This is a genomic window from Plesiocystis pacifica SIR-1 (genome assembly GCF_000170895.1).
In the GTDB taxonomy this organism is placed as follows: domain Bacteria; phylum Myxococcota_A; class Polyangia; order Nannocystales; family Nannocystaceae; genus Plesiocystis; species Plesiocystis pacifica.
Window position 1 is genome coordinate 1 of sequence record NZ_ABCS01000188.1, and the last position, 9,679, is coordinate 9,679.

The 9,679-nt window shown below is 71.9% G+C and carries 5 protein-coding genes and 2 pseudogenes; 1 reads left to right on the top strand and 6 read right to left on the bottom strand.

The genetic code is table 11. The features are described 5' to 3' along the window. Positions 1-2,788: pseudogene (locus PPSIR1_RS40505) on the top strand (hypothetical protein); the annotation flags it as partial. 332 nt (positions 2,789-3,120) lie between these two features. Here the strand turns inward: PPSIR1_RS40505 and PPSIR1_RS40510 are convergent. The 6 genes and pseudogenes from PPSIR1_RS40510 to PPSIR1_RS40535 all read right to left on the bottom strand — a co-directional run. Next, positions 3,121-5,160 (bottom strand): S8/S53 family peptidase, encoded by a 2,040-nt coding sequence (locus PPSIR1_RS40510; RefSeq protein WP_157596505.1) that lies wholly within the window; start codon positions 5,158-5,160, stop codon positions 3,121-3,123. Between the two features lie 139 nt (positions 5,161-5,299). Continuing rightward, positions 5,300-6,724, bottom strand: coding sequence for a hypothetical protein (locus PPSIR1_RS40515; RefSeq protein WP_006977140.1), 1,425 nt, complete (start codon positions 6,722-6,724; stop codon positions 5,300-5,302). An 84-nt stretch (positions 6,725-6,808) separates the two neighbouring features. Next, positions 6,809-7,972 (bottom strand): FIST signal transduction protein, encoded by a 1,164-nt coding sequence (locus tag PPSIR1_RS40520; protein ID WP_006977141.1) that lies wholly within the window; start codon positions 7,970-7,972, stop codon positions 6,809-6,811. After that, positions 7,969-8,190, bottom strand: coding sequence for a hypothetical protein (locus PPSIR1_RS40525; protein WP_006977142.1), 222 nt, complete (start codon positions 8,188-8,190; stop codon positions 7,969-7,971). Before PPSIR1_RS40525 ends, PPSIR1_RS40520 begins: the two co-directional genes overlap by 4 nt. Further along, entirely contained in the window at positions 8,187-9,044 is an 858-nt protein-coding gene (locus PPSIR1_RS45360; protein ID WP_157596506.1) for an STAS domain-containing protein, read from the bottom strand. Before PPSIR1_RS45360 ends, PPSIR1_RS40525 begins: the two co-directional genes overlap by 4 nt. Positions 9,045-9,194: 150 nt before the next feature. Further along, a pseudogene (locus PPSIR1_RS40535) lies at positions 9,195-9,679 on the bottom strand (hypothetical protein); the annotation flags it as partial.

Below are 9,679 nucleotides of genomic sequence, written 5' to 3' on the forward strand. Positions count from 1 at the left end.
CGACGCGCGCAGCGACCAGTTCAGCTTCTGCGTCGCGCTGTGGGAGGCGCTCTACGGTCATCGCCCCTTCGCCGGCCGGACCCTCGCGGCCCTGGCCGCGGCCATCAGCAGCGGCCGGCTCGAGCGCGACGCGGCCGCGGCCCCAGAGGTGCCCGCGTGGCTGCGCGCCCTCCTCGAGCGCGGCCTCGCCCAAGACCCCGCCGCGCGCTGGCCCGACATGCGCGCGTTGTTGGCAGCGCTCGCCGACGATCCCCTCGCGCGCCGTCGCCGTCGACTGCGGGCCGCGGCGGGGCTGAGCGCGACCTTGGTGACGGTGCTCGGGCTCGCCTGGCTGGCCGCGACGCAGCTGCGCCACAACATCCGCCAGCACTACTGGAACGTGCTGACCGAGCAGCACCTCGAGATCGAGCGGACTCGGGGACTGCGCCAGGCCAAGGACGACGCCGCGCGGGCCCGCGACGCGACCAAGATGAGCGTGTACCGCAACTACCGGACGAAGGTCGGCGTCACCGAGCACACCGATCCGAGCGTCGCCGCGGTGCTGCTCCGCGAGATCGAGGCCCCAGGGCGCGCGAGCTCGGACTGGATCTCGGCCGCCAACCTGACCCTCGGCAGGCCCCTGAGCCACGCGATCTCGTCCGGGCACGACGACACGATCTTCGCCCTCGCCTTCGGCCCCGACGACACCCTGTACTCGGCCGCGGCCAACGGCGAGGTCCGCCGCTGGACCCTCGACGGCGGCCCAGGCGAGCCCCTCTTCGCCCACGAAGCGGCGGTCACCAGCTTGATCATGCTCCCCGACGGGCGCGCGCTGATCTCGGCCTCGGAGGACGGCACCGTGCGCCTGTGGCCGACCGGAGGCGGCGAGGCGCAGGTGCTCACGCGCCACGACGCAGGCGTGACCTCGCTGGCCCTCGACCCCAGCGCGCGGGTGCTCGCGTCGACCTCGCGGGACACCACCGCGCGGCTCATCGAGCTCGACAGCCGCCTGACCACGGTCCTCGAGGGCCACGGCAAGGCCGTGCTCGCGGCGAGCTTCGACGACGCAGGCGCGCGGCTGGTCACCGGATCGAGCGACAATGAGGCCCGGGTCTGGCGCGTCGCCGACGGGGCCCCCCTCGCCGTGCTCGAGGGCCACCAGCGGGACGTGTTCCACGCCCGCTTCGTCGGCGACGACTGGGTGGTGACGGGCTCCGACGACGGCACGGTGCGCGGCTGGGAGCTCGGCACCGACGTCCCCGCCCCCAAGATCGAGCCCAGCTTCGAAGTCGACCACCGGGTCGCCATCTCGGCCCTCGACGTCACCGGCGAGCGCGTCGCGTCCGCGGCCGTCGACGGCACCGTCCGCGTGACCTCGATCGCCGCGCCCGATCAATCCGTGTCGATCGACGGCCACCGCGAAGGCGTCTGGGCGCTGGCCTTCACCCCCGACGGCCAGCGCCTGGTCACCGCCTCCTTCGACGGCACCGCGCGGGTCGTCCGCGCCGACGGCCGAGGGCCCGCCCGAGTGCTCCGGGGGCACCGCGAGCCCGTCTTGCGCCTGGCCCTGTCGCGCTCGGGTCGCTGGCTGGCGACGGGCTCGTGGGACACGGACGTGCGCGTGTGGGACCTCGAGCGCCCCGACCTCGAGCTCCCGCTGATCGGCCACCGCGGACCGCTCCAACACGTCGAGATCGACGCCGCGGGCGAGCGCGTGCTGACAGCCTCGAGCGACGCCAGCGCGCGGATCTGGGACGCCCGCGACGGCTCCGAGCTCGCCGTCCTGCGCGGCGCCCACGCCCTCAACGTCGCGGTCTTCAGCCCCGACGGCCAGTTCGTCGCCACCGGTCACAACGACGGCCTGATGACGCTGTGGAACACCGCGACCCAGGCTCGCCGCGACCACAAGCACGAGCTCGGCGTCATGGACCTCGCGTTCGCGCCGGCGGGAGACCGGCTGGCCTCGGCCTGCTCCGACGGCAGCGTCTGGGTCTGGGCCACGGACACCGGCGAGCGCCTGGCCGTGCTCCGCGGCCACGAGGGCGTCGTGTTCCAGGTCGAGTTCGACGCTGGCGGCGAGCGCCTGATCTCCGCGTCCGCCGACGCCACGGTGCGGCTGTGGGACGCCCGCAGCGGCGAGGCCCTGGCCGTACTCCGCGGCCACCAGGCCGCGGTCCGGGCCTTCGCCATCGGCCCTGCGGACCGCGGGCTGGCGACCGCGTCCGACGACCACGACGCCCGCCTGTGGCCGACGCCGACCCGCGCTCCCGGGTCGGCCATCGTGCTCCGCGGCCACGCCCAAAAGCTCACCTCGGTCGCCTTCGATCGTCGCGGGGCGCGGGTGGTCACCGCCTCCGCCGACGGCACCGCGCGGGTCTGGGACGCCGACAGCGGGGGCACGCTCCTGACCCTCCGGGGCCACGCCGAGGCCCTGTGGGGCGCCGCCTTCACCGACGACGACCACGTGCTCACCCACGCCGACGACAACAGCCTGCGCCTGTGGAGCCTGCGCGAAGACGGCCCGCCGATCGTGCTCTCGGGCCACGGCAACGCGGTCACCGCGGTCGCCCTCGGCCCCGAGGGGCGCTGGGCCGTGTCCGCGTCGCCCGACGGCCACGCCCGGATCTGGTCCCTGGCCATGCTCAGCCGAGACCCAGAGATCCTCGCCGAGCGCTTGTGGGCCGCGGCGCTCACCTGCCTGAGCGTCGACCAGCGCGTGCGCGAGCTCGGCGAGGCCGAGGCCGAGGCCGAGGCCGCGCACGCGACCTGCGCGCGCGAGCTCGCGGCTCGCCTCAGAGACCGTGACTGATTCACAGTCTCTGTCGATTTAGCCGTCGTGAACGACGCCTGCCCCACGTCCACGACTCGAGGACTGCAAACACGAATCCACGCCCCCGCTCGCGGGGGCGACCACATGCCCCCTCAAAGGCACGAACTCCATTGCCCACCAAGCCAAAGCGGAGGAGCGGACAGCGACGAAGCGCCCCCGGTCCCAACAAACACGAATCCACGCCCCCGCTCGCGGGGGCGACCACATGCCCCCTCAAAGGCACGAACTCCATTGCCCACCAAGCCAAAGCGGAGGAGCGGACAGCGACGAAGCGCCCCCGATCCCAAACGACTGTGGGGGCAAAGTAGCACTCAGCGCGCGTTGACGGTGATGGCGTTGGCCTGGCTGTAGACGTCGCCGCTCGCCGACTCGATCGTGAACTCCAGCGACGCGACCGTGGCGTCGGGCACGTCGAGGGTCACCGTCGTGACCCCGGAGCTCCCGTCGTTGAGGCTGTCGATCACCTCGGTGGCGAAGCGGTGCACCGTCGCCGTCCGGGCGCTGTCGTAGGTCGTCAGGGTCACGCCGAGGATGGTCTCCGTCGCGTACTCGGCGTGGAGCGACATGCTCAGGACGTCGTCGGGATCGACCGAGTCATCCTCCGGCGGGATGTCGATGTTGCAGTAGGGACAGACCGGCACCTCGGGCTGCGGGTCGGCGAGGTTGGTCCACGGCCCCGGCAGGCAGATCGGCACCTCGGTCACCGCGCCGGTGTAGGCGTCGACCGTGGCCGTGGCCAAGACCAGGTCGACCTGCGTCGAGAAGTCCCCGAGGCCCGCGTCGCTCAGCGGTGCCTCGGCCGCGCACCCGGGCTGCGGGCACAAAAAGGGCGGCTCGCCAGCGCAGGCCTGGTCCAGCGCCGCGCACACGGAGATCCGGCGCACGTCCATGGGCGCGGGGGTCCCCGCGAGCGAGAAGTCGGCGGTCGCCCCCGTGGCCCAGCCCGTGCTGTGGAGCAGCTCGGCGACCTCGTCGGGGGTGCGGGTCTCGTCGTAGGACCAGATCAACGCCGCGGTCGCCGACGCCACGGCCGACGCCACCGAGGTCCCGCTCAGCGCCTTGAACCCCGAGCTCGCGTTCACGCCGTTGATCCCCGTCGCGACCAGGCGCGGCTGCCCGCCAGCGCGCGAGTTGACCAGCGGCTGGTCGAGGCCGTCGACGGCCCCGACGGCGTAGACCAGCGGCGTGTAGCTGCTCGTCCCGAACACCGGCAAGCCCGAGCCCCCGCCGGAGTAGCCCTCGCTCGCGCAGGCCAGCGCGTCGAGGGCCGGGTGCTCCTCGAACATCGCCGGCGCCAGCGGCCCGGTGTGGCTGCCGGGGCAGGCCTCGTCGGCGTTGTTGCCCGCGGCCGTGAACACCAGCGCGCCCTTGCAGCGCGCGTACTCCAGCGCCGAGATCAACGCCATGGTCGCCGCGCGCCCGGTGTTGAAGGCTCCCTGCGCGTCCCGATCCCAGCCGAGGCTGAGGTTGAGGATCAGCCGGTCCGAGGCGGAGGGCGAGCCGAGCCGAGCCTCCCACTCCCCCACGGCCTGGTAGACCGCCATGGCGATGTCGCCCTGCGTCCCGTGGTGTCCCCCCCTGCTCCAGTCCGGCTCGTCGACCCAGTTCTCGCGCGGCATCGCCAGCAGGTTGCGGATCGCCCCCGAGCAGCCCGGGTCGTAGACCGGGCAGGCGATGCGATCGATCACCGCCGCGAGCTGCAGCCCGTGCTTGTTGACGGGGTTCGCCGCGCCCAGCGGCACCGTGTCGAGCAGGGTCACGTCGATGTTGCTGCGCTTCCAGTCCGTGCCCATCAGGTCGTCGACGCGGTCGACGTTGAGGTCGAAGGCCGTCTCCATGCCCTCGACCACGGCGGCGTCGTTGAGGTCCGCCTGCGGGAACTCGCCCATGCAGTCGACGGCCACCTCGGTCAGCTCGATGGTGGTCGCGAGCTCGATGGCCTGGAACATCTCGACGTAGTCTTGGGGATCCATCGGCGGCGCCTCCCGCTCGAACACGCAGTAGCGCCCGAGCTCGCCCGGGACCGGGGCCCCCAGCGCCAACAAGCCGGGCGAGCCCTCGCTGAACATGGGGTAGCCGTCCCAGTTGAAGGGCAGCGTTCCGCCGAGATTGCAGCTCGCGTTCGGGCTGTCGAGCAGCCCGATCAGCCGCGCCCCGGGGCAGGTCACCGCCGGCGAGCCCACCGGCAAGGTGGGCGACGAACCCGAGTGCGGCCCGGCGCCCATCCCAGCGAGCTCACCGGGCCCACCAGGCCCATCGAAGGCCTCCATCGGCGTCTCGAACTCGTCCTCGAGCTCCCCGCAACCAGCCAAAACCAGGGCCGCAACTACCGTATACGCATTGATCTTCATCCTCGTGTCTCCCTCGCTTCGCAGCATCCGCCCCAGCAGTGCCACGACCCCCGCGCCGGGATCGCGGGCGCGGAGGTCCTCGACCGGAGACAAGTCACTTGCCTCCGGTCGGTCGATGGGAAGGGCGCAGCGCAGCTCGCTACAGCGGGTTGTGGTAGCCGACGTCGAGGGGATCGCCGTCGATGGTGCTCCCGTCCACGGCCCACGATGGGCCCGCGTACAGCCCTGCGGGCAGGGCGTAGGGCGCCATCGGCTCGTACGAGGTCACCCAGTAGAGATCGCCGAAGGGCGCCGGGATCGACGGGAAGCCGGGCACGTCGTCGGGCGTGAACCCGGCGGAGATCGGCGCGGGGTCCCAGATCCCGATCCCGGGCGGCGGGCACCCGACCGGGGCCGCGTTGACGCGGTTGTCCCAAAAGTAGGAGGCGACGCCCTGGACCGGCGGGCACCCGCTGAAGCTGCTCATCGAGAACACCTTCCCCCAGTTGTGGGCGAGGATCGTGTGGTCGACGATCATCTGGCCCGAGCCGCTGCCGGAGATGTTGAACACCAGGTCGGTCTGGTTGTCGATGACGGTGCTGGCGACGATCTCGACCATGCCGCTGCTGCCGTGCTCGAGGATCTTCCCGGGGGTGTTGAGGCACGGCGAACCGCCGCAGGACCACGGCCACCGGAACATCGACCACGGGACCTGGACGCCGGGGTTGGGCTTGGCGTCGTTGTCGTAGATCAGCACGTTGCGCAGGGTCATGTCGGCGTGGCCATCGACCTCGAGCAGCACCGGGGCCAAGGGCGAGCCGGGCCACAGCCGCAAGTTGGCGGCGAACAGGGTGTGATCGATGGTCACGTCGGACTCGCCGCCGGCGTAGATCCCCTCGTCGTTGCGCATCACGTAGTTGTGGACCGCGAGGCCGTAGTCGCTGCGGATGTCGAGCACGGGCCCCGGCGAGCCGTCGACGACGGCGGCGCGATCGTTGTTCATGGCGACCATCCCCGTCGCCGCGACCTGCGGGGCCATGGCGCTGCCTCCGGTCAGGACCTCGAGCCCGGTGCCGCTGAAGGTCATGCCCACGTAGAGCAGCTCGACCTGCGAGTTGCCCTCGACGTAGACGCCGGTGGTCCCGCTGGTCTGGGTGTAGCGGCCCAGCCCCGGCAGCCCGAGGACCACGACCTCCGAGTCGACGATCTCGATGGCGCGATCGTTGGCCGTGATGAGGTCGAAGCCCTCGATCACGATCCCGGTGCTGGCGTCGATGGACAGGGCGTTGGCCGAGTAGGAGTTGGTCATCTGCACCGGCCCGTGGCCCCACAGCTCCGCCGACACCACGGTGATGTCGCTGAGGCCGGAGATCGTCGCGCTCGGGTGCGTGCAGCCCCCCGCCGGGCAGTAGACCTCGATGATCGAGTTCGCGGCGTCGCAACCACCAAAGGCGATGGCGTCGTCGATGGTCGCGTGGGGCATGCCGAAGCTGCCCGAGGGGTCAACCTGGCAGACCGCGGCGTTGGCGATCGCCGGCGCGAGGAACACACTGGCGGTGATGAGTAGGGTCTCGATGGTCTTCATGGCTTGGCCTTCGCCGAGCTGTGCCATCGAGGCCGCGGAGGGATTGCGCGCGGCGAAGATTTTTCTTTTTCGCCCGCAGAAACCCTAGCCAAACACCAGGCAGGTCAGCGTCTGGTTCATGTGCCCGAGCCAGCTCTCGCCGTGGGTGTGCAGGCCCACGAGGCTCTGCCGAGCGATGGCTCGGTGGTAGTCCACCGCGATGTCGCGGGCCTCGATCTCGAGGCGTCGGTAGGCGCAGTCAAACTGGATCGCCCCAACGATCGGCGCGCCCATGGCCTCCGCGGCTTCGTCGAGGGCCGCGACGGTGTCCTCGACCAGATCGAGGGGGCGCATGAGCTGCAAGGTCGCGCCCTCGAGCATCCGACACGCGAACAGCAGCGCCCCGGGCTGGTCCGGCGGCAGCGCGAGCACGCTCCGCAGCCAGGCCTTGCCGCCGATCATCAGACCCAGCGGGTGCGGGAAGCAGTCCCCGTTGGTCATCGCGTCGGGCTCGACGCCGATCAGCTCCGCGTAGACCTCCCGCGCGGGGCGCCCGTCGAGCTCGAGCACCAGCCGGCCCGTGCCGCCGACCTTGGTGACCTCGACGGCGGTCTCCGTGGGCGCGAAGTGGGAGGTCTTGACCACGCGAAAGGGCACGCCCGGGGCCATCTCGAGCACCAGCAAGGCGGCCCCGTCCTCGCTGCGCTCGCCGTTGCAAAACACCTGCGTGCGCTCGAAGGCGATGTCGTCCCCGGCGGATCCGCCCACGAAGGACAGGAAGGGGGCGACGTTGCCGAGGGCCTCGTTGACCTCCTCCTCGCGCTCGTGGGCGCCGTCGATCAGGGCCAGGCCGACGTGCCTGTCGGCGTCGAGCTCGCGCACGTCGCCCAGGCGCGCCGAGAGCGACGCGCACGCGGCCCGCACCCCCGCGTCGACCCCCTCGCCCAGCTGGGCCAGCGCGGCCGCGCAGCGCCCGACCTTGGCCCGCGACAGGGCCATCGCCGCCGTGCCGCCCCGACCGTAGTGCCCGTCGGTGTACTCGCCAGCGCTCGTGCAGCCGACCACCTCGGTGTTCGGCAAGCGCTCGCGCAAGCCCGCGGCGATGGCCGCACCGTCGAGGGTGTGACCGCAAAAGAACACGATCGCCGCTGGATCGTCTTCGCCCCTGGCGGCGAACTGCTCGCACAGCTCGCCGACGATGATCTGCGCCTGCGTGGCGCGCGAGTGGGCCGTCGCTGCGACCCCTCCGCCGAGTTCCTTCTCGCTCATGTGCTCGACTCCTCGAGTTCGAAGCCCATCGCCACCAAGGCCGCGACCACGCGCCGGATGGTCCGGCCGTGCTCGCGGTGGCGATCGCTGGGCGCTTCAATGTCGACTCCCGTCCGCAACATCACGCGGATCGCAATGAACTTGAACCGATCGGGGTCGCCGATGCGCAGGCGCAGCGCGTCGCGGACCTCGATCAGACTGGAGAATCCCTGGCTCAATCCACACCTCCTTTGCTGAGGGCCCAACCCAGGCGCCCGAGGGCGAAGGTCAGGGCCTCTTTTTGCGTGGCGAAGCAGGGGCTGCCCGCCAGGTCCACATCGCGCTCGACCATGGCCATGGCCAGCTGCGGGCCGATGCCCGCGATGGCGCACTGGGTCCCGATCAGCCCCAGCACCCGGGCGATGCTGGCGAGCAGGTCCACGGAGGCCGCGTCGACGGCCGAGAGCCCGGTCAGATCGATGATCACCACCCGGGCCGACTCCCGGGCCACGGCCTCCAGCAGCCGCGCGGTCGTGTCCTCGGCGCGGGCGCGGTCGAGGGAGCCGATCAGCGGCACCGACAACACCCCCTCCCACACGCTCATCACCGGCAGCGAGAGCTCGCGGATGACCTCGGCGTTGGCGGCCAGGGCCGCGAGCCGGCGCTCCTCGAAGGCGACCAGCTCGGCGTCCATGGCCGCGGCGAGGGCCCGGCGCTCGCTGACGTCCTGGACGGTGACGGCGAAGTGCGGCGCCGCGGCCTCCTCGTCGAGCACGGTCACGCACAGGCGCGCGGGGAAGCGCTCGCCGTCGAGGCGCACGAGGTCGTCCTCGCCCTCCTCGTCGACGCGCTCGGACAGCCACGCCGACGCCAGCTCGTCGAGCTCGGCCGCGCCCGCGAGGGCCTCGAGCTCGGCCACCAAGGTGCCCGCCTGGGCGCCCTCGAGCTCGCCCGGGGCCGCGCCAAACAAAGCCTCCGCCGTGGTGTTGGCGTAGCGCACGCGACCGTCCGCGACCACCAGGCCGCCGTCGTACATGGCCCTCCCGAGCGCCGCCGCGAGGCCGCGCTCGTCCTCAGTGCTCAACCGCGACACGCAGAATCATCCTAGCCCATCGCCGCGCACCGTACGTGGATAACGCCTCTCAAATACGCCCATCACTGTGCGCATATAGAAAGCTACACTATCGTCAATCGCCCCCCGCTTCGGCCGCGGCCTCGCCCCCGCGTCGTCATGGCCGCGCGGTCAGGCTCGACCTCGCGGCGGGCGGCCGAGGACCACGACGCTGCGCGCCCTCCCCTCGGATCGCAGCTCCAGGGCGCACATTTTGCCAGGAGCGTAGCCCTCCGCAATCGCGTCGGCTGCGGCGATCAGCGCCAGCACGCCCCCAGCGGCTCCGACCTCGCCCGTGGACGCGGCCGGCCAGAGAGTGGGCAGTCGCTCTCGACGGCTTCGAAAGCATCGCGAGCGGGAGTGCGCACTTTCCCAGGCGTCGTAGTGCTCACCGTTGAAGTTGCCCGCGACGAAGTCGAGGTCAGCCTCGCCGAGCTCGGCTTCCTTCAGAGCCGAGCTGGCGAGGGCCGCCGAGAAGGCGAAGACCAGGCCGTCACCCACGGACGCTCCGCCCTCGAGCACCGCCTCGTCCTCGATGCCCGCCCCGACGCCGAGGATCTCGATGCCCGCCCCGGCCTCGCCGGCTTTGGGCTTCGCTTCGCGCGCTCGACCACGAC

What these genes read in the sequence shown, in the direction of transcription:
- PPSIR1_RS40510 (WP_157596505.1), bottom strand. Translation starts at nt 5,160, where the DNA reads ATGAAGATCAATGCGTATACGGTAGTTGCGGCCCTGGTTTTGGCTGGT.
- PPSIR1_RS40515 (WP_006977140.1), bottom strand. Translation starts at nt 6,724, where the DNA reads ATGAAGACCATCGAGACCCTACTCATCACCGCCAGTGTGTTCCTCGCG.
- PPSIR1_RS40520 (WP_006977141.1), bottom strand. Translation starts at nt 7,972, where the DNA reads ATGAGCGAGAAGGAACTCGGCGGAGGGGTCGCAGCGACGGCCCACTCG.